Annotated in this window: 16 protein-coding genes; 14 read left to right on the forward strand and 2 right to left on the reverse strand. The window is 34.4% G+C overall.

Translation table 11 applies throughout. The features are described from left to right. Window positions 1-3: 3 nt before the first annotated feature. The 3 genes from E0Y80_RS15315 to E0Y80_RS15325 all read left to right on the forward strand — a co-directional run bounded on the left by E0Y80_RS15315 (window position 4) and on the right by E0Y80_RS15325 (window position 7,406). Window positions 4-1,878 carry a RagB/SusD family nutrient uptake outer membrane protein gene (locus E0Y80_RS15315; protein ID WP_156308550.1) on the forward strand — a complete coding sequence of 625 codons (1,875 nt, stop codon included), beginning with the start codon at window positions 4-6 and terminating at the stop codon, window positions 1,876-1,878. 190 nt (window positions 1,879-2,068) lie between these two features. Continuing rightward, a complete protein-coding gene (locus tag E0Y80_RS15320; RefSeq protein ID WP_156308551.1) occupies window positions 2,069-4,525 on the forward strand; it encodes a phosphocholine-specific phospholipase C in 2,457 nt (818 codons plus the stop codon). A 205-nt stretch (window positions 4,526-4,730) separates the two neighbouring features. Continuing rightward, window positions 4,731-7,406 (forward strand): calcium-translocating P-type ATPase, PMCA-type, encoded by a 2,676-nt coding sequence (locus E0Y80_RS15325; RefSeq protein WP_156308552.1) that lies wholly within the window; start codon window positions 4,731-4,733, stop codon window positions 7,404-7,406. Here the strand turns inward: E0Y80_RS15325 and E0Y80_RS15330 are convergent. After that, complete coding sequence (locus E0Y80_RS15330; RefSeq protein WP_156308553.1) at window positions 7,403-7,912, reverse strand: thermonuclease family protein; 510 nt, start codon at window positions 7,910-7,912, stop codon at window positions 7,403-7,405. The two genes, E0Y80_RS15325 and E0Y80_RS15330, sit on opposite strands and share 4 nt — an antisense overlap. A 307-nt stretch (window positions 7,913-8,219) precedes the next feature. On the opposite strand from E0Y80_RS15330, the gene E0Y80_RS15335 reads away from it, so the two are divergent. The 8 genes from E0Y80_RS15335 to E0Y80_RS15370 all read left to right on the forward strand — a co-directional run bounded on the left by E0Y80_RS15335 (window position 8,220) and on the right by E0Y80_RS15370 (window position 18,342). Then, window positions 8,220-9,569 (forward strand): sigma-54-dependent transcriptional regulator, encoded by a 1,350-nt coding sequence (locus E0Y80_RS15335; protein ID WP_156308554.1) that lies wholly within the window; start codon window positions 8,220-8,222, stop codon window positions 9,567-9,569. A 477-nt stretch (window positions 9,570-10,046) separates the two neighbouring features. Then, a complete protein-coding gene (locus E0Y80_RS21015; protein WP_156308612.1) occupies window positions 10,047-10,124 on the forward strand; it encodes a potassium-transporting ATPase subunit F in 78 nt (25 codons plus the stop codon). A 10-nt stretch (window positions 10,125-10,134) separates the two neighbouring features. Beyond that, complete coding sequence (gene kdpA, locus E0Y80_RS15345; RefSeq protein ID WP_156308613.1) at window positions 10,135-11,826, forward strand: potassium-transporting ATPase subunit KdpA; 1,692 nt, start codon at window positions 10,135-10,137, stop codon at window positions 11,824-11,826. A 4-nt stretch (window positions 11,827-11,830) separates the two neighbouring features. Further along, the gene (gene kdpB / locus E0Y80_RS15350; RefSeq protein WP_156308555.1) at window positions 11,831-13,840 is read left to right on the forward strand and encodes a potassium-transporting ATPase subunit KdpB; all 2,010 of its coding nucleotides are present in this window, start codon (window positions 11,831-11,833) and stop codon (window positions 13,838-13,840) included. 4 nt (window positions 13,841-13,844) lie between these two features. Continuing rightward, entirely contained in the window at window positions 13,845-14,432 is a 588-nt protein-coding gene (gene kdpC, locus E0Y80_RS15355; protein WP_156308556.1) for a potassium-transporting ATPase subunit KdpC, read from the forward strand. 13 nt (window positions 14,433-14,445) lie between these two features. Then, the gene (locus E0Y80_RS15360; RefSeq protein ID WP_197091622.1) at window positions 14,446-15,498 is read left to right on the forward strand and encodes an outer membrane beta-barrel protein; all 1,053 of its coding nucleotides are present in this window, start codon (window positions 14,446-14,448) and stop codon (window positions 15,496-15,498) included. Between the two features lie 10 nt (window positions 15,499-15,508). Further along, the gene (locus E0Y80_RS15365; protein WP_156308558.1) at window positions 15,509-16,633 is read left to right on the forward strand and encodes a sensor protein KdpD; all 1,125 of its coding nucleotides are present in this window, start codon (window positions 15,509-15,511) and stop codon (window positions 16,631-16,633) included. Then, window positions 16,630-18,342, forward strand: a complete 1,713-nt coding sequence (locus E0Y80_RS15370; RefSeq protein WP_156308559.1) for an ATP-binding protein — start codon at window positions 16,630-16,632, stop codon at window positions 18,340-18,342. Before E0Y80_RS15365 ends, E0Y80_RS15370 begins: the two co-directional genes overlap by 4 nt. On the opposite strand, the gene E0Y80_RS15375 is transcribed toward E0Y80_RS15370, so the two are convergent. Then, window positions 18,339-18,650 carry a hypothetical protein gene (locus E0Y80_RS15375; RefSeq protein ID WP_197091623.1) on the reverse strand — a complete coding sequence of 104 codons (312 nt, stop codon included), beginning with the start codon at window positions 18,648-18,650 and terminating at the stop codon, window positions 18,339-18,341. The genes E0Y80_RS15370 and E0Y80_RS15375 overlap by 4 nt on opposite strands. A 470-nt stretch (window positions 18,651-19,120) precedes the next feature. Here E0Y80_RS15375 and E0Y80_RS20790 point away from each other — a divergent pair, with 470 nt between their 5' ends. Genes E0Y80_RS20790 through E0Y80_RS15385 form a run of 3 tightly spaced genes read left to right on the forward strand, consistent with a single transcriptional unit; the run spans window position 19,121 to window position 20,530 of the window. Beyond that, window positions 19,121-19,504 (forward strand): hypothetical protein, encoded by a 384-nt coding sequence (locus tag E0Y80_RS20790; protein WP_231596066.1) that lies wholly within the window; start codon window positions 19,121-19,123, stop codon window positions 19,502-19,504. A gap of 51 nt (window positions 19,505-19,555) precedes the next feature. Then, window positions 19,556-20,332 (forward strand): OmpA family protein, encoded by a 777-nt coding sequence (locus E0Y80_RS15380; RefSeq protein WP_231596067.1) that lies wholly within the window; start codon window positions 19,556-19,558, stop codon window positions 20,330-20,332. Window positions 20,333-20,347: 15 nt separating this feature from the next. Beyond that, complete coding sequence (locus E0Y80_RS15385) at window positions 20,348-20,530, forward strand: hypothetical protein (protein WP_156308560.1); 183 nt, start codon at window positions 20,348-20,350, stop codon at window positions 20,528-20,530.

Consider the following 20,530-nt stretch of genomic DNA (forward strand, 5'->3'; position numbering starts at 1 on the left):
AACATGAAATTAAAATTTAAATTACAATATATTCCTTTGGCCTTAATGGGCTTAATGGCTTCGTGTAATGACGATTTTGTCAGCACCAAACCATTAGGTGAAGTATCAGAGGATGTGGTTTGGACAGATGGGGCGCTGGCTCAGGCATTTGTCTACGAAATATACAATGGATTTGGGGTAGGAGGATTTTACGAGCAACAGATGGCTTCCATGACCGATGAGGCTCTTTTTACCCATCCAGGCCGTGGTATAAACACCGTAACTGAAAGTAGGTCCAATGCAGCTGATCAAGGTTATATAATGGATACCTATAACTATGGACATATGTACTCCAGGATTCGTGCTACTAACATCGCCATTCAACAATTAAGAAATCCACAGTTTGATAAAGGTCAAGCAGATAAATTGTTGGGAGAAGCTTATTTTCTAAGGGCTTATTTCTATCAGCAGTTGCTTCGACTATATGGCTCTGTACCATTGATTACCAATGTTTATGAATTGGGAGAGGCGGATTATATGAAAGAGCGAAATACTTATGAAGAGTGTGTTAATTTGATTGTAAATGACTGTGACTCTGCTGTTACCTTGATGCAAGGGGTTGGGAAAGTTGATGGAAGGGCCAATGAAGTTGCTGCATTAGCATTAAAGGCAAGAGTTTTGACATATGCTGCATCAGATCTTCACGATATTCCCACAGCAAAAGGCAAGTCAGCCACGATCAGTGCTTATTCTAAACCAGAATTTTTAGGTTATGTTTCTGGCGATAAAAGAGCAAGATGGCAAAAAGCGAAGGATGCTGCTAAGAAGGTTGTAGACCATTCAGAATATGGGTATCAAATGAGTTTGACAGCTCCTGTAACTGCAGAACAAGGCACTGCGAATTATTTAGATATCGCGATGGGCGGTGGAAGTAAGGTTGCGAATGCTGAAGGAAAGAAAGACTTAATTTTAGGACGATTCTTTGTTGATTTAAAGGATGAGCGAGGTGGTTATGTTGGCCGTGATAATGGTCCAAACGGCTATCATAACTGGTCTGGAAATACGCCGATACAGTTGTTAGTAGATGATTATGAAATGTTAACGGGAGTGAAATTTAGTTGGGATAACCCAGCGCATAAGGCAGCCCCATATACCAATCGTGATCCTAGGTTTTATGCTACCATCAGTCATGATGGATCTACCTGGAAACCTAGAACTGAGGATGTGAAAAATAGAGATCCGTATAATCAAATTCAAACTGGACGTTATGAAATTGGAAATGGTTCTGGTTCTAAAACAGTTTCATTTGGATTGGATACAAGAAACAGCCCAATTGAAGATTGGAATGGTTCTTATACCGGATATTATTACCGCAAATTTGTAGATCCTAATCCTGCAATAATTGATCAGAATACACGTCAGCAAATTCCTTGGCCATTATTAAGATATACTGAGGCCGTATTAAACTACGCCGAAGCATGTATTGAGTTAGGGGAAGATGCAGAAGCTAAAACCTGGTTAAATAAAATCCGTTTCCGCTCAGGAATGCCGGCAATTACAGAAACTGGAGCCGCATTAAAAGAAAGGTATAGAAACGAACGTCGTATTGAATTGGCTTATGAAGAACACCGTTTCTTTGATGCCAGACGTTGGATGATTGCTCCTACAACTTTGGGTCGTAAAGTTACTATTATGGATATTTTTGGTCAACTTAAACCAGGGAAGACTGTTAATATTTATAAATATGATATAAACAACTATACATATACCTATACCGTAAATACCTTAAACCCAGGTATTGAAAATAGGAGTTGGAATGATAAAATGTATTTCACTTCATTCCATAGGGATGAAATCAATAGAAATACGAAATTGCTTCAGAATCCTGGTTACCAATAGGATTAGTTAAGTATATAGATTGGCCCAACCATTTAGGTTGGGCTTTTTTATTTTATAAGAGTCAAGTCTTTTTTGATTTTGTAAAAATGTTAAGGATATAATAAGCTGAGGTTAAATATTTATGATGAATTAACTAAATTGAAGAATCAAGTTATTTAAATCCTAGTTTTGGGATCTAAACGAATTATAAATGGATACAAGGAGAGAATTTCTTAAAAAAGCTTCGATGCTAGCTGGAAGCACAGCAGCAATCAATATGATTCCCGAGTCAATACAGCGAGCATTGGCTATTGATGCTAATCCAGGAACAAACTTTTTAGATGCAGAACATATTGTGTTTCTGATGCAGGAAAATAGATCGTTTGATCATTGCTATGGAAGCTTGAAAGGTGTTCGTGGATTTAATGATCCTCGAGTTTTAAGGCAGCCTAATGGTTTACCGGTGTGGTATCAAGAAAACAAGAAAAGTGAAATATTTTCACCTTTCCATTTAGACATTGTAAATACAAATTCGACCTGGATGGGGAGTTTACCACATGGCTGGAGAGATATGGTTGCGGCGCGTAACGAAGGGAAAATGGATACATGGTTAGAAGCGAAGAAGGCAGGGAATCCTGACTACCAAGAGATGCCATTAACAATGGGATATTATGATCGAAAGGATATTCCATTTTATTATGCATTTGCGGATGCCTTTACAGTTTGTGATCAACATTTTTGTTCATCCTTAACGGGAACCAGTGCTAACCGTTCATATTTCTGGTCTGGTGCAATTCGAGAGGAACCACATAACCCAGAATCAACTGCCCATGTAGATAATTCACAAATCAATTATAAAGATGTTTCTTGGAAAACATATCCTGAAAGATTGCAAGAATCGGGGATTTCTTGGAAGGTATATCAGAATGAATTGAGCTTACCTGTAGGATTTGAAGGCGAAGAGGAGGATTGGTTAGCTAATTTTACGGACAATAATCTTGAATTCTATAAGCAATATCAGGTCAAATTCCATCCGGCCTATTATAGGTATGCGCAGAAGAGGGTTCAGGATTTAGAACACTTATTGACTGTTGCAAAATTTGCCAATCAGGAGGCCTACGAAAAAGTAATTCGGGAGTTGGAGAGTTATCGGAAGGATGTAGAATTATATACTCCGGAAAATTTTAATAAACTTGGTAAACATGAGCAAGAAATACATAACAGAGCATTTGTAACCAATATCAAAGATCCAAATTATCATGAATTGACTAAAATTAAGGGTTCTGGAGATGAGATGATAGAAGTACCCAAAGGAGATGTGTTTCATCAATTTCGTTTAGATGTCAATTCTGGAAATTTACCTAGTGTTTCTTGGTTGGTTGCTCCATGTCGATTTTCAGACCATCCAGGATCCCCTTGGTATGGTGCTTGGTATGTATCCGAAACTTTAGATATTCTCACATCAAATCCTGAGGTATGGAAGAAAACGATCTTTATTCTGACCTATGATGAAAATGACGGTTATTTTGATCATGTATCACCATTTATTCCACCCTTATCAAATAAAAAAGATACAGGAGCTGTTCCCCTAGGTATGGATACACAAGATGAGTATGTGACAGTGGAACAGGAAAATCACCGAACTGGAAAAACAAATGCAGAACATGACAGCCCAATTGGTTTGGGATATCGCGTTCCTATGGTTATCGCCTCACCATGGTCAAAAGGAGGCTGGGTGAATTCTGAAGTTTTTGATCATACATCAACATTACAATTCTTAGAATATTTTATTCAAAAGAAATTTAACAAAAGCGTAATTGAAGAAAATATTTCATCATGGAGACGGTTGATTTGTGGAAACTTAACTTCTGCATTTAGAGCAGTTCCAGACATAAAAAAACCAAATCTTGATTTTGTTAATCGCGATCAATATGTTGATAGGATTTATAATGCAAAATCAAAATCCTTACCTGGTAATTATCAGCAAGTTTCTGAAGCGAATATTAAGCAGTTTAGAAATAACCTCTCGATCAATACTAGTCTGGGTATTCAAGAAGAAGGTACAAAGCCTGCATGCGCTATTCCCTATGATATTGATGTCAATTTCACTAAAGATTCTTCAACGATTGCTTTTCTATTTGAAATTAAGGGTAATTTACCACAGACAAAAGTTGTAGGAGTTCCATTTCAACTTATTTCACATACGGCATATGGTTCTAAGAATGAAATTGGCAAGGTTTGGAATTTTGCTGTTAAGCCAAAAGAGGTTCTTAAATTTGAAATTAAACTATCTGAAATCAAAGATCCAACATTTTGTTTTTCAGTACATGGTCCCAATGGCTTCTTCAGAGTGTTTAAAGGAAATGTAAATTCCAACATAGGAAATTTGAAATCATCGACACACAACAAAAAGAATGAATTCCACATTGAATGCATTCGTTCAACAATGGCTTTAGTAATTAAAGATCCCTCATATACTAATTTTTCTAAAACTATTGCCAAAACAAAGAATATGAAGGAGAGATGGAATTTGGAAAAATCAAATGGTTGGTATGATTTTGAAATAACTTCCACTGAGGATCCAAATTTGTATGTAAGATTTGCTGGCCATGTTGAAAATGGTAAGTCAAGTATTACCGATCCGCTAATGGGAAAGGTAATAATTTAATGTTTTCTGAAAGAGGCCATTTTAATTTATTCTGGATAAGATAGGATTAAGGCAAGGGTCAAATTTTTAGATTGGAAGATTCTTGGATCTGTTTTGAAACTGATTATATATGAAAAATAATTTAACTATGGCCTTTGAAAGTGATAGAAGTCATCAATTAGGTCATAACATAGAACTATTTTTGGATATATGTATTCAATAATATATGGCATCAAAAGAAGATAAAGAAACTGTTCATTATTATAATCAATCTATAGAGGATGTTTTATCGGCACTGGATGTTGATCCTAAAATAGGTTTAAACTCTGCTGATCTAGAGGGTCGATTACATCGTTTTGGAAAGAATAAATTAAATGAGCAAAAGAGAAAATCCATAATCAAGATATTTCTTGAGCAGCTAAACGATGCATTAATTTATGTGTTATTTGTTGCGGTTGCCATAACCATTTTTATGGGTGAATATACAGATGGCATCATCATCTTAATTGTTATCCTTATTAATGCATTTTTAGGTTTGTATCAGGAATTAAAGGCAAACAATGCAATTGATGCTTTAAAGAATTTATCACATCCAAAGGCATTGGTAAGGAGGTCTGGTGAAATTCGTGAAGTTGATTCCGAAGAATTGTTGCCTGGAGATATAGTTATTTTGGAAACCGGAAGATATATTCCGGCAGACCTAAGGCTCATTGAGACCGCTAATCTTAAGATAGACGAATCTGCATTAACCGGAGAGTCTGTTTCATCGGATAAAGATGCTGCAATTGTTCTTAATAACGAATACATCCCTTTAGGAGATCGTGTGAATTTAGCATATATGTCTACCCTAGTTACCTATGGTAGAGGTGTTGGGGTTGTTATTGGTACTTCAACACACACAGAAGTAGGCAAGATAGCAGGCTATTTACAAAATGAAGAGACTGAAAAAACTCCATTGGAAATTCGTTTGGATCATCTGGGAAAAACATTAGGAAAATTAGCCATTGGAATTTGTGTACTAATTTTTGTGATCTCTTATTTCCAAGGGAGGGACCTTACAGAGATGTTTTTGACTTCAGTATCCTTGGCAGTAGCGTCCATTCCAGAAGGTCTAGCAGCCATTGTTGCAATTGTTTTATCCATAGGAGTTACCAAGATGGCGAAGAAAAATGCCATAGTAAAAAAGCTTCCTGCAGTAGAAACCTTGGGTTCAGTGACCGTGGTTTGTTCAGACAAAACTGGAACACTGACGCAAAATAAAATGACGGTAAAAGAAGTATTTACTTTTGGCGATCAATTAATATTGGTTGAGGATGAATCAGATAATACCCCTGAGGAGGATTTATTAGCAAAAGCTATGGTATTAGCTTCAGATGCGACATTGGAATCGGGGAAACAAACTGGGGATCCTACAGAAATTGCATTATTGGCATTAGCAGATGAATGGGGATTAGATAGAAGGCATATTCAAAAGGAAGAACCAAGAATTGATGAGATATCTTTTGATTCTGACCGGAAAATGATGTCTACTATGCATCAATTGGATTCTGGTTTTATTATATATACAAAGGGAGCCGTTGATAATTTAATTACTAAATGTGATTTTGTGCTTCAAAATAATGAATCTGTGCCCATAACTGAGGATCATAAGCAAAAAATCAACGAGGCCATAGAAAAAATGTCGGAAAAAGCACTGAGGACATTGGCAGTAGCATTTAAACATAGTCATGAAAAGTTAAATCATGAGAATTTTGAGCATAATTTAGTATTTATCGGAGTTGTAGGTATGATTGATCCGCCACGAAATGATGTGAAGGAGTCTATTTCATTAGCTAAACAAGCTGGCGTTACTACAGTTATGATTACTGGAGATCACGGCAATACTGCATTTGCAATCGCCAAGGAATTGGGAATTGCTGATGATATGAATCAGGTAACAACTGGAAAGGAAATAAATGATATTTCTTATTCGGATTTAGAATCACATATTGAGGAATATAGGGTTTTTGCTAGAGTTTCACCCGAACATAAAGTTAATATCGTAAAAGCATTTAAGTCCAAGGGAAACATTGTTTCAATGACAGGAGATGGGGTAAATGATGCCCCTTCATTGAAGGCAGCAGATATTGGGGTTGCAATGGGAATAACCGGGACGGATGTGGCTAAGAATGCTTCAGATATGATTCTTGCGGATGATAACTTTTCTACAATTATTGGAGCTATTGAACAAGGGAGGAATATTTATAATAATATAAAAAAGTCTGTTATTTTTTTATTGGCCAGTAATTTAGGAGAAGTTGTTTCGATGTTAGTGGCAATAGTTGCAGGGCTACCAGTTCCCTTATTGGCTACTCAATTATTATGGATTAATCTAATTACAGATACTTTACCTGCGGTTGCCTTAGGTATGGATCCTGGAGATCCTTCGGTGATGAACGAAAAACCTAGGAAAACCAATGAAAACTTTTTCTCCCATGGGGGTGCAAGAAAAATAATCGTAGGTGGTGTTTTGATTGGTCTATTAACGATTATAGCTTTTTTAATAGGTTACTATGAACATGGCTATGACCCCTTTAAAGACGAAATTCCGGATGAAATTCACGCTTACGCAAGAACGATGGCATTTTTAACAATTATCGCTTCTCAATTATTTTATTCCTTATCCTTTCGAAATGAGAAAAAAACAATTTTTAATTCTGGAATATTTTCAAATAAATATTTAATCCTTGCAATTATACTTGGATTTGCATTACAATTACTTGTTTTATTTATACCCGTATTGAGGGAGTCATTTAAATTACATCTTATAGGACTCTATGATTGGTTAAAAGTTATTGGTCTTGGCCTTATTCCATTAATGGTAAATGAATTTTTCAAATTGATTTCAATAAGAAAAAATTAATCAGCAGCCTGTTTTTTGGATTTTTGAATTAATCTTTTCTGTTTTCTAAATTCCCAAGGTGCAGTAGGGTTTTTTAGGGACCAAAGGTTTTTTTTATTAATTCTTGCTTGCATTTCAGCGAAGGCATATTCTTCTGAATTGTCGAATTGGGTAAAATGCCATGCTAATCCAGCATTTAATAATTCTTTATTAATTTCCAGCGAGTCAGAGTAAACTTTCCCTATTGCTCTTTTGTAATGGTCGTATTTTAAAATATATATTATTACCTGCTTTTGAAAACATAATCCTCCCAGGTAATCTTTTGCAACTTGATAATAATCTTGACCTTTTTCGGGGCAATCTATACCATGCAGCCTGATTTTAAGTTGTTGATTTAAACTATCCAATACTGTGATTGTATCTCCATCTGAAATACGGACTACTTTACCCTTTAAAATTTGTTGGGCGATTAGGGAATGGTAAAGTAGGATAGAAAAAGATAATAGTATTAGTTTTTTAATAATCATGGCGCAAATGTAATCATAGAATTGATAAAAATTTTACTGGATTTCAAAAGCTATTATAATTGATTATTACATATCATTCTAAATATTATAAATGTTAAAATATGTTAAGCCAGCCATAGGTTTGAAGCGAATTCTTTTTTGCATGCGTTATACTAACATTATAAAAAATATAAGTAATTATATTTCATAATTTAGGTTAATAATTGGTTTAATAAAATCCTAAGGCTCCCCGCCTTGGGATTTTTACGTTTATGGGTATCTTTTAAAACATTTTAAAATACTCAATACTAAATACTAATTTCGTCTTATGCTAAAGAAAATACTTCTTATTGATGACGAAGAAAAACTTCGTCAATTATTGGCCCGCATAATTCAGTTTGAATGGCAAGATTTGGAGATATACCATGCCTCCACATTGAAATCGGGCTTTCAAATTTTAAAAAGCAAATCAATCGATATTATTTTATGTGATGTAAAATTGCCTGATGGGAATGGGGTGGAGGCCGTTTTAGAGATAAAGAAAATACAGCCATTTTCTGAGGTGATATTAATGACCGCTTACGGTCAAATTTCCGATGGAGTTCAAGCGATGAAAAATGGAGCTTTTGATTATATAACTAAAGGAGATGATAATAATAAGATAATTCCTTTGTTAAATAAAGCATTTGAGAAAGTTGATTTGGTTCAAAGGCTTCAAAATCTCGAACGTGCAATTGGAAAGAAATATTCATTTGATCAAATAATAGGTAAGTCAAAAGAGCTTTTAAAGGTTATTGATTTAGGGAAAAGAGTTTCACAGACTGATACAACGGTATTATTGTTAGGGGAGACCGGTACAGGTAAAGAAGTTTTTGCCCAGTCAATTCATTTTGAGAGTAAAAGAAGAGGAAGGGCATTTGTTGCCTTAAATTGTTCTGCAATTAGTAAAGATTTGTTGGAATCAGAATTATTTGGTCATGTTTCAGGATCATTTACTGGAGCTCTAAAGGATAAAAAAGGATTATTCGAAGAAGCGAATAACGGAACGTTATTTTTAGATGAAATTGGGGAAATGCCTATCGAGTTACAATCGAAATTATTACGTGTTTTAGAGACAGGTGAATTTTTGAAGGTTGGTGAAAGTAAGCCTACAAAGGTTGATGTCAGAATTATTGCAGCTACGAATAGAAACCTAGAGCTTGAGTCCGAAGAAGGAGGGTTTCGGTCAGATCTCTATTATAGGTTATCAGTATTTACTATAGAAATTCCATCCTTAGATAATCGAAAGGATGATATTCCCTTTTTGGTTAATTATTTTGTCGGATTACATTCCGTAAAATTGAATTTACTACCTCCAAAAATTTCAGATTCATATATTAATTTACTAGTTAATCACTCTTGGAAAGGAAATATTAGGGAATTAAAAAACATCATTGAACGTAGTTTAATCCTATTAGACGGAAATGTTTTGGATGAAAAGTCTTTGCCGTATGATTTTGGTATTAGCAATTTTACTTCAACTAGTAATTCTGAGACGTCTTTGTCAGTAATTGAAAGGAGGCATATTCTGAAAATTTTATCACATACAAATGGAAATAAAGCAGAGGCTGCAAGGTTACTTGAAATTGGAGTTGCTACTTTATACCGAAAATTAGAGGAGTACAGTATAAATCCTTAAACACTATTTACTTTTTCTCAAAAAGATAATAACCCTATCAAAATGATAGGGTTTTTTTATGGCCTAGATTTTAATAAAATGTATATCTCTCATATAATCAGTTAGTTAGATGTTGAATTTTCTGTTTGGAATAAACATTGGCAATTGGGTTAAAAATGAATATTAAAAAAATGGAAAAGATTACATCCCAAGAGATTAAACATTGCCTGTCAAGCATGGAGCATTTGTGGACCATTGATCATTGTAAAAGGGGAATTTCAAAATTACCTATTGAATTAATAAAAGTATATATCATTCAACCGAATAAATAACATGATTCTAACCTTGATTTTAATAGTAGTTGGACTGCTAAGTTTTGCCTTGTTAATTAAATGCGTTGATTTTTTCAAGGACATTTAGAGGAATGAGAAGGATAATACAATTATTTCCAAAGGATTTGCCACTTATACATATGAACAATTTTAGAAAATTAACGATATGATCCCATTATTAATAATCTCAATCTTGGTATTTATTTATACCATGTATGTTTTAATAAATCCCGAAAAATTTTAGAACAATGGATATGAACTCAGAGGTTTGGGGAATTTTTGCTATGTTTTTTATAACTATCCTCATAGCGATCCCCTTAGGTAAATATATTTCGAATATTTTTTCAGAAGGGCCTAATTATTTAGATAAATTATTTGCTCCATTGGAAGGGTTAATTTTAAGAATATCAGGAGTTAACTATCAGAAGGAAATGACTTGGAAGGAGAATTTGGTGGCTCTGTTAACAATTAACCTGGTTTGGTTTATTATTGGAATGTTAATTTTAATGTTTCAAGGGTATTTACCATTGAATCCAGATGGGAATCCTAATATGACACCTGATCTAGCATTTAATACGGCTATTTCATTTGTGGTGAACTGTAATCTTCAACATTATTCTGGAGAGTCAGGAGTAAGTTACCTTTCCCAAACAGGTCTAATGTTCCTACAATTTGTAAGTTCTGGTATTGGAATTACAGCAGCAATATTGCTTTTCAAGGCATTTAAAGGAAAGGGTGGTCAAAAGTTGGGTAATTTTTACACGATTTTTTTGAAGTCTTGTACTCGAATTTTGATGCCAATATCCCTTCTTGTTGCCATCATACTTTTGTGTGAAGGCACACCGATGACCTACTCTGGGAAAGACAAAATGATTAATCTAGAAGGTGACAGCATTGAAGTTTCTAGAGGACCAGTTGCAGCCTTCGTTGCGATTAAGCATGTAGGTACTAATGGAGGTGGATTTTTTGGAGCGAATTCAACCCATCCATTGGAAAACCCTAGTTATCTTACAAATATGGTTGAAATGGTTGCTCAGTTTATCATTCCAGTAGCCATGGTTTTTGCCTTTGGATTTTTTATCAAGAAAAAGAAGCTGTCATGGATGATTTTTTCAGTCATGACAATTGGATTTCTATGCTTAGCCATACCAAATACGATCATGGAAAGCCAAGGAAGTCCAACGATTGAGAGGCTTGGGCTTAATCAATCAGGAGGAGCGATGGAAGGGAAAGAAGTTAGAATTGGTGCTGCGGCATCTGGATTTTGGTCAATTGTCACTACAGTCATTTCAACAGGATCTATCAATTCTATGCATGATAGTAGCATGCCTCTATCGGGAATGAATCAAATGTTAGCGATGATGATCAATGGATTTTATGGAGGTAACGGAGTAGGTTTGTTAAATTTCTTTGTCTACATTATTCTAGCTGTATTTATATCAGGTTTAATGGTTGGCCGAACGCCTGAATTTTTAGGAAAAAAAGTTGAAGGCAGAGAGATGAAGATTGCAATGCTTGTAGCGCTCCTACATCCATTTTTAATACTGATTGGTACAGCAATAACAGTATCCTTTCCTTCGATAGGTTCTGATACTACAAATGATCCAGGATTTCATGGGTTTTCAGAAATGCTGTATGAATTTACTTCAGCATCAGCAAATAATGGAAGTGGTTTTGAAGGATTAGGAGATAATACATTATGGTGGAACATAAGTACAGGTATTGTCCTTTTATTCAGCAGATTTATACCGATAATAGGGCCAATAGCAATTGCAGGACTATTATCAGAGAAAAGATTTATTCCCGAAGGATCTGGAACATTAAAAACTGACACCGTCAGTTTTGGCTTCATGGTTTTTGCCGTGATAATCATTATTGCTGCACTTGCATTTTTCCCTACTCTTACTCTAGGGCCAGTTGCAGAATATTTTTCAATTAAAAAATAACAAGATGAAATCAGAAAATCCATTTTTTGATAATGAGCTATTAAAAGCTTCATTCAAGGAATCCTTTATCAAATTGAATCCAAGAATACTGATTCGAAACCCAATCATGTTTACTGTTGAGGTATGTGCAGGGATTATGGCTGTAGTATGTTTGGCTATATTAATAGGTGATCAATCACAAGGTAGTTTTACATATAATTTTATTGTTTTTTTGGTTTTACTATTGACTTTATTGTTTGCAAATTTTGCGGAATCAATAGCAGAAGCAAGAGGAAAAGCACAGGCAGATAGTTTACGAAAAACAAGAGAAGAAACCCCTGCTAAATTAAAGGATGGAAGGACAATATCTTCATCAGAACTTAATAAAGGCGATGAATTTATCTGTGTATCAGGAGATATAATAGCGAGTGATGGAGAGATCATTGAAGGATTGGCAACGATTGATGAAAGTGCAATTACGGGGGAATCTGCGCCAGTAATAAGAGAGGCTGGAGGTGATCGAAGTTCCGTTACCGGAGGCACAAAAGTCCTTTCGGACCGGATTATAGTGAAAGTTACAGCGGCATCTGGTGAAAGTTTTTTGGATAAAATGATTTCCTTAGTGGAAGGCGCAAAGCGTCAGAAAACACCTAATGAAATTGCCTTAACAATTCTGCTTTCTGGATTTACTTTGGTCTTTATCATAGTATGTGTGACCTTAAAACCATTTGCAGATTATTCCAATGTTTCAATTAGCATAGCGGCCCTGATTTCATTATTTGTATGTCTTATTCCTACTACGATTGGGGGACTATTATCTGCGATAGGAATTGCCGGAATGGATAGAGCATTAAGAGCGAATGTTTTGACAAAATCTGGTCGAGCAGTAGAAACTGCAGGAGATATCGATGTATTACTTTTGGATAAAACAGGAACGATAACCATAGGTAATAGAAAAGCAACCAAATTTCATTCGATATCAAACGTTGATTCTATAGAATTAATAAAAGCAGCAAGTTTATGTTCCCTGTATGATGAGACCCCAGAAGGAAAATCCATAATTGAACTTTCGGGATTAGGTAAATCTTCTTTTGCATTAGAGCAATCGAAGGTCATAAAGTTTATTGCAGAAACGAGATGTTCTGGGATAGATATCTCAAGTCAGAGGATTCGCAAAGGAGCCACCGATTCCATAAAAAGCTTGGTAGAGTCTGCGGGGAATATATTTCCAGAAGAATTGAAGAGCATCGTAGAGGAAATTTCCGGTAATGGCGGAACACCATTAGTTGTGTCTGTAAATGAAAAGGCTTTAGGAGCAGTTGAATTGCAGGATATTGTAAAACCAGGTATAAAAGAACGATTTGAAAGGTTGAGAAAAATGGGTATTAAAACGGTGATGGTGACTGGTGACAATCCATTAACTGCGAAGTATATAGCGAATAAGGCTGGAGTTGACGACTTTATTGCAGAAGCAAAACCGGAGGATAAAATGAATTACATCCGAAAAGAGCAAGAAGAAGGGAAATTAGTTGCGATGATGGGTGATGGAACGAATGACGCTCCAGCATTGGCACAGGCGGATGTGGGCGTAGCGATGAATAGTGGGACCCAAGCGGCAAAAGAGGCTGGAAATATGGTTGACCTTGATAATGACCCAACAAAATTAATTGAGGTTGTTGAAATTGGGAAACAGCTATTAATGACACGAGGAACCTTAACGACCTTTAGTATAGCAAATGATGTTGCTAAATATTTTGCCATCATTCCGGCCTTATTTGTTGCGTTTATTCCGGCATTATCTCCATTAAATGTTATGAAATTGCACAGTCCAGAATCGGCTATTTTATCTGCAATTATTTTCAATGCAATTTTAATTCCGTTTCTCATACCATTGGCGCTTAAAGGGGTGACCTATAAACCCATTGGAGCAACAGCCTTGTTAAGGAGGAATATAATGATTTATGGTTTTGGAGGTTTGATCATTCCCTTTATAGGAATCAAAATTATTGATTTGATTATTACATTATTTATTTAAAAAAATGAGAGCACATATAATACCGGCGATAAAATTGAGTCTATATTCCTTTTTATTATTAGGGGTCATTTATCCATTTATTATTTTGGCAATTGCACAGATAAGTCCAAATCAAGGTAAAGGTTTATTAATTGAATCAGGAGGAAGAACGTATTATAAAAATATTGGACAGAATTTTACGTTAGATGGATATTTTTGGTCACGTCCATCTGCAGTTGACTATAATGCAGCTGGTTCTGGTGGGAGTAATCTATCGAGTAGCAACCCTGAATATATAGCCGGAGTGAAAGCAAGGATAGATAATTTTTTAACCAAAAACCCTGATGTTGAATTGGGAGAAGTTCCCTCAGAGCTTGTAACAGCTAGTGGAAGTGGATTGGATCCTCATCTTTCAGTATCGTCTTTGGTTATTCAAGTTCCTCGGATATCAAAAGTTCGGGGATTGGCGGAGAAGGATATTTTTGAATTAATTGATAAAACAACTGAAAAGCCATTGTGGGGATTGTTTGGTCCGGAAAAAATTAATGTATTAGAACTAAATATACGATTGGATCAATTTTCTAAGGAGAAGGGAGTGAGGTATGCTAAGTAAATGGTTTTATAGTATGAGTTTTATTGTAGGTTTCGGGATAGCTGAAGGGCAAGAAATAAAGGATTCTGTGAGTGGTAAAATAGGTATAACAGGATACGTTGAGACTTATTATAGTTATGATTTAAATAGTTCTGAAAGGCATAATAAACCATCATTTATTTATAGTCATCATAGGACAAATGAATTTTCCGTTAATATGGCTATGTTAAGTGCAAAATATCGTTATGAATGGGTGCGAAGTGATTTAAGTATGGCTGTAGGGAGTTATATGAATGCCAATTATGTCAATGAAGAGGGAGTTTGGAAAAATGTTTATGAAGCAAATTTGGGTTTTAAATTGATGAAGAAGCAGAATTTATGGCTGGACATAGGAGTATTACCCTCTCATATAGGTGGCGAGAGTGCTATTTCTATAAACAATATAAGTTTGACACGGAGTTTATCGGCAGAAAATTCACCTTATTTTGAGACGGGTGCAAGGTTGTCATATACATCGGAAAATGGCAGACTTTATATTTCTGTTCTGGCCTTAAATGGTTGGCAGAGGATACAACTTCCCAATACAATTAGGAAGTTATCTTTTGGAGAACAAATTCAATATAAGCCAAATGAATCTATTATTCTTAATAGTAGTTTATATATTGGGGATGAGGGTCAGGATAGTACAAGATTGTTTCATGACTTTTATGCTCAACTTAACTTAAATAAGAAGCTGAATATTTTGGTAAACATAGATTATGGACTCCAAAAACAACCATCTATAGATAGAACAAATATTTGGTGGAATACAGGTATTCAGAGTAGTTATTTAATTAATTCAAGGATTAAATTAAATGGGAGGTTTGAATATTTTGGAGATGATGATGGAGTAATATTTGGTCAATTTGAGAATAAAGGTGTAAATATGTATGGGTATTCAGGCGGGATAGATTTCGAAATTTACAAGGGTTTGATTTTTAGGACGGAATTTAGAAAACTAAAATCCTGCTATTCCCTTATTGAATATGAAGAAGGAAATCGGAGGGATTTTACCTCCATTACTACATCATTAGGGTATCAGTTTTAAATATTTAGTCATGGAATTTCAACGGAAATCTGCTGAGCATTTTTTAGAACTTATTAAGCAATCTAGACGTGGTAAGTTTAAAATATATTTAGGAATGTGCGCTGGAGTTGGGAAAACCTATAGAATGCTTCAAGAGTCTCATGATTTGATAAGAAATGGTATTGATGTTGAAATTGCATACGTGGAAACTCATGGTCGTAGAGAGACAATTCAAAAATTGACAGGTTTACCATTACTACCCAGGAAAAAAATATATTATAAAGGGAATGAATTAGAAGATTTAGATGTTGACTTGGTATTACAGCGTCGACCTGAAGTCGTCATTGTTGATGAATTGGCCCATACGAATGTTCCTGGCAGTAAAAATGAGAAAAGATGGCAAGACGTCGTGGAGATTTTGGAGGCTGGAATCAATGTAATATCAGCTGTAAATATTCAACATTTAGAGGGGTTGCAGGCAGAAATAGGAGATTTACTTTCAGTACCAATAAACGAAAGAATACCTGATCAGGTTCTACAAAAGGCAGACGAGTTACTATTTGTTGATTTATCAGTTGAAGATTTAATAAATAGATTGAAGGAAGGAAAGATATACTCGTCAGAAAAAATTGAAACTGCATTAAGGAATTTTTTTCAACCTGAGCAGCTTTTATTTTTACGAGAGTTGGCGATCAAGGAAGTTGCAGTACATGCAATTAAAAAACATGAAAATGGTTCATATTCAGATTCAAGACGGAGGTCAGAGCGATTCATGATATGTATTGGCACAAATGAGCAAAAAGCGAAACGATTGATCCGTAAAACTTCCAGACTAGCTAGCTTTTATCAAGCAGATTGGTTTGTATTATATATTCAGACACCTAGAGAAAGAATGGATAAAATCCCTTTAGATAAACAGCGACATTTGATTAATAATTTTAAATTGGCAACGGAATTAGGGGGACAAGTTATTCAGGTTCAAAGCCAAGACATACCTTCAAATATAGTTAGCCAAGTAATAAGTAAAAAAATTACAACATTATGTATTGGTCGTCCACGAATATCTTTCTTGAGGGTAATTTGGTCGGTAAGTATTTTTCATCGCTTAATTAAGAAGTTGGATAAAATTGAGGTTGATTTAATTGTATTATCATGAAAATTAAAACGAAGTTATATTTAGGGATTGGGTTATTGTTTTTGATGATATTGATCCTCGCATCGGTTAGTACCTTGTTTTTAAATTCTTTAAAGAAAGATACGGAAAATGTATTGGCCGCTAATTATAATTCAATTGAATATGCTAGGAATATGTTGAGGGCATCAGACCAGATTAATTCGGATAAGGAGTCACTTAATGAATTAGAGTCAAATTTTAATAAGCAAAAATTAAATGTTACTGAGAAAGGAGAGGAAGGAATTACAGATCAACTTTCAATTAGTTTAGCAAAATTGAAAGAAAATCCAAATGATTTAGGTGCAGTTACAGCATTCAGATCAGATTTAGTGAGGCTAATGACAGTAAATATGGAAGCAATCGTTAAGAAGAGTGATCATGCTAAAGAAATGGGAAATCATGCATTTGTGTGGATTTCAATCATTGGGGCATTATGTTTTTTAATAAGTTTTGTACTATTTGTTAATTTGCCAAATAACATTGCTAATCCTATAAAAAAATTGTCCGAAAGCATTGGGGAAATTTCATTGCAGAATTATCATCAGCGATTATTTTTTGAAGGAAAGAGTGAATTTGCTGATTTGGCCAGGTCATTTAATATAATGGCAGAGAGATTACAAGAATATTCAAACAGTAAATTAGATGAGATTTTAGAAGAGAAAAAGCGGGTCGAAACATTAATAAACAGCATGCATGACCCGGTAATAGGGCTAGATGAAAATAATAATTTGATTTTTATTAATGATGAAGCTTTATTAGTTGCAGGATTAAAAAGATCTGAACTCATAAATTCTAACATACAAGATATATTAAATCAAAATGATTTATTGAGAAATGTTTTGAACTTAAATGGGTCTGATTCAACGATGAAGATTTTTTCAAATAATAAAGAAAGTTATTTTGAAAAGCAGATTATTCCTATGGAAATTACCCCTACAGGAGAGTTTGAAAGTCAGAAAATTGGAGAGGTTATAGTTCTAAGAGATGTAACCATGTATAAGGAATTAGATGTAGCAAAAACAAATTTTATTGCTACAGTTTCTCATGAATTGAGAACACCAATTGCATCCATACAATTAAGTTCAGAGATATTGAAGCATCCTCGGACAGGAACATTGACAGGTGAGCAGAAGAAATTATTAGAAGGAATAGAAGAGGATAGTTTTAGGCTTTTAAAAATTACGAGCGAGTTATTAAATATTTCCCAGGTTGAAACAGGAAATATTAAATTATACTCTCAAATTTCAAACCCAGAGCCAATCATTGAATATGCATTAAATTCTACACGGATGCAAGCTGAACAAAAACATATAGATATACAAACTTCAATTGGAGAAAACCTGCCAAAAGTTTATGTTGATGAAGAAAAAACAGCGTGGGTATTAACAAATTTTATAACAAATGCCATTCGATATTCACCAATAAACAGTGAAATTTTAGTGAATGTTAGGAAAGAGCATGATTTTTTAATATTTTCTGTTCAAGATCATGGGAAAGGAATAGATTCAGCGTATAAGAAAAAGGTATTTGACCGGTATTTTCAAATTCCAGGAAGTTTAAGGAGTGGTACAGGATTAGGCTTGTCAATTTCTAAAGAATTTATTGAAAACCAAGGCGGAAAAATAGGGGTTGAAAGCGAATTGGGTATTGGGAGTACCTTTTATTTCCGTTTACCTATCGTGAATGCCTAATCAATAATGTAGGTTTCAAAATGTGTTACAAACTCTTCAAACTCCAATAAGAATTTTTTATCTTCCTTATAATATCTAGCTTTTTCAAATTTCTCACCTGCAAATTCTTGGATACTTTCATAAGAATTCCATTCTGTAACAGTCATAAAATGGCAGATATCATGGTCAATTCTTCTTAGGACTTTTGTGGACAAATTGCCCTTAATACTTCTGTAATCTTTTATTCCCGTTTCAAAAAGATAGTTTAAATATGCATCTGCATCTTCTTTTTTTGTTATTCCATGCCAAATCCTAGTTATTATTTTCATGCCTTGAAAGTTAGGTTCAAATTATTAACATGTTCTAATTTAACAATAAAAAAATTGAACAACATTTTTTCAATTGAAAAAGCAGTTTTAAAAGGGGCATTTATTGTTGAAATCCTCTATTACCAAGCATCATTTTCTTGTTAAATCCCTATCAAAACTGATAAAATTAGCCTTAAAAAAATTCTGCAATTTCATAGAGGTTATTAAATAATTGTTAATTGAATTTTAAATTAAGTGTATAGCAAAAATATATGGATGTATCATATGGTGGGGGTATAATTAGCAGATCAGGCTCTAAAGACTAAGCTAAAATTTTTAATTTTTTTTGAATAATTAACCAATAATTTATGGGTTGAAGTGTCGTGTAATTGGATTACTTCATAACTGAATATATTAAATAATAAGAATAAATGTAATATTTCTATGCTATAAGTTTGCATCGGTATTTGATAACAATTTATTATTATTTAATGTTTAAATCATTAACTAAAATGAAGGGATTGACGGTTAGTCTTTTCATTCTTTCAGGAGTTCAGTGTTCATTCGCTCAAGAGATTGAGATTAAGAAAGATACGCTAGTAGTCCAAAGTAAGGATCCTTCGCAGTTGATCCTCAATCCATTTAAGGACAATTGGTTTATCACCGTTGGTGCTGGGGTTCAGCACTATTTTGGTGATCACAACAGGCAGGCAAAGGTCGTCGAATTAATTACACCTTATTTTGGATTTAACGTTGGGAAGTGGTTTTCTCCAAATATTGGAGTCCGAGCTGGAGTAGGCGGATTTTCAATCAATGGATTAACACAAAATAATGCTCATTCTGAAGACGAGGTTTATGATGCCTCTCAAGGTTAGGAAATTGAAAAGTTCAATTATTATCATCTGAGTGGAGATGTTATGTATAATGTGAGCAATTTAATTGCTGGCTACAAAGAGAATCGGATTTATAATTTAAGTCCTTATGTTGGATTGGGATGGATGGTTGCTACAGACGAACCAATTGCGAAAGAAATAAGTGCAAATATAGGATTATATAATTCCTTCAAGGTTTCAGATGGATTAGATGTTGTTTTGGATTTACGAGGAGCAATGGTGAATGACCGGTTTGATGGGGAATTAGGCAAGCGAAAATATGAAGGGGTATTATCTGCAATGGCTGGTGTGACCTATAAATTTAAGAGAAGGAATTGGGAAGGTCCGAAAACCAGGATTATAAAATATGATGAAGAACAACTAAGAAATCTAATAGCTCGTGTTGAAGAATTGTCTAATGATAATGAATCATTAAAGAAGCAGTTGGAAAATGCAAAAAGTCAAACAATAACCGATATACAAGTTGAAAATAAAGTATTAGCGGCACCAGTTTTAGTTACTTTTCCAATCAATCAAAGTGAAGTACCAAGAGAAACTAGGGTTAATTTAGGATTTTTTGCAAAAGTAATCAAAACAGGCAGTCCTGATATCGTATATAAAATTACTGGATATGCTGACATGGGAACTGGAACTGAAAAAATTAACGAAGAGTTGAGCAAAAAGAGAGCTCAAGCTGTTTACAATATCCTAGTAAATGAATTTGGTATATCAGCATCCCAATTGAGAGTAGTTCATGCCGGTGGTGTTGAGAATATGTTCTATGATGACCCAAGATTAAGTAGGGCAGTAATTACCATGGCGGAACAATAAAATCTAATAAAAATCATGAGAAATAAAGGAAAAATTAAATACTCTGCTCCACGCATAGTTGAGTTTTGTATTGAACTTGAGCAAGGTATTTTGGCTTCATCAGCAACTTTTACACCAGGAAATGGTACAGATGGAAATTCATATCCATCGGTAGAATCTTGGTATGATGATACAGAACGTCAAGAAATGGATCTATAA

This window comes from Sphingobacterium endophyticum (assembly GCF_009733535.1).
In the GTDB taxonomy this organism is placed as follows: Bacteria; Bacteroidota; Bacteroidia; order Sphingobacteriales; family Sphingobacteriaceae; genus Sphingobacterium; species Sphingobacterium endophyticum.